Origin of the sequence: Lactobacillus delbrueckii subsp. bulgaricus, from assembly GCF_046938665.1 — a bacterium.
In the GTDB taxonomy this organism is placed as follows: Bacteria; Bacillota; Bacilli; order Lactobacillales; family Lactobacillaceae; genus Lactobacillus; species Lactobacillus delbrueckii_C.
The window spans coordinates 1-821 of record NZ_JBKZCD010000066.1 but is presented as its reverse complement, the minus strand read 5'-3'; the positions used below and the strand labels follow the sequence as shown (position 1 = coordinate 821).

1 protein-coding gene is annotated in these 821 nt (G+C 47.5%); it reads right to left on the bottom strand.

Annotation, left to right across the window (positions count from 1 at the left end):
• The coding region (locus ACLUXO_RS10185) for a mucin-binding protein (protein WP_412137450.1) at positions 1–821 on the bottom strand (821 nt) is incomplete at both ends.

Below are 821 nucleotides of genomic sequence, written 5' to 3'. Positions count from 1 at the left end.
CGCAGTCTTGTCACTGTCAGTGAAAGTACCAGTTACGTCAGTAGTCTTAACCAGTACGTAGCCAGTGATTACCTTAGCGTCCTTGGTTACGTCGTAAGAGTCACCAGTCTTGTAGTCAGTACCCTTGTTTACGCTTGGCAGCAGTTCGTTGCCGTCTTCGTCGACAAACTTTTCAGTCAAGCCGTACTTAGCTGCTGGAGTTTCGTTCTTAGTGTAAGGTACTGGAGTATCTTCACCTGGGTTAGACGGAGTTACAGGACTTGGATCTACTGGAGTCCAGTTTGGAACATCTGGGATTGGTTCGTTTGGAACTACCTTAGTTGGATCGTTAGGGTCCGTTGGGTAAGTTGGAGTGTCTGCACCTGGGATCGGAGTACCGTTAGGGTCAACTGGAACAAGCTTGCCGTTTGGTGAGTAAGTTACAGTTGCTTCAACATCTGGGTTTTCTGGAGTTGCAGTCAAGCCACCAGCAGTCTTCTTGTCAGCGTGGTAGCCTTGAACAACTGGAGTGTCTTCAGTACCAAAAGTCTTAGTACCTTCCCAGCCAGTAGTCTTAACTACTTCGCCAGTTACCTTGTCGATCGTGTCGGTCTTAGTGAAGGCATCCTTTTGAGTTTGTACCTTGTCAGCTGGAGTCTTGTCACCCGCACCAACATAATGGATGGTTTGAGTTGCGTCCTTGTAGCTTACAACTTCCTTAGTAGAGTGCTTCAGGTGAACAACGAAGTCGTTGCCTTCCTTAGCGTATACTTCCTTGCCATCTGAGAAGTCAGTTGAAACAAGTTGGTAGCCCTTGTCTTCGTAGCTCTTGATCTTGTCTG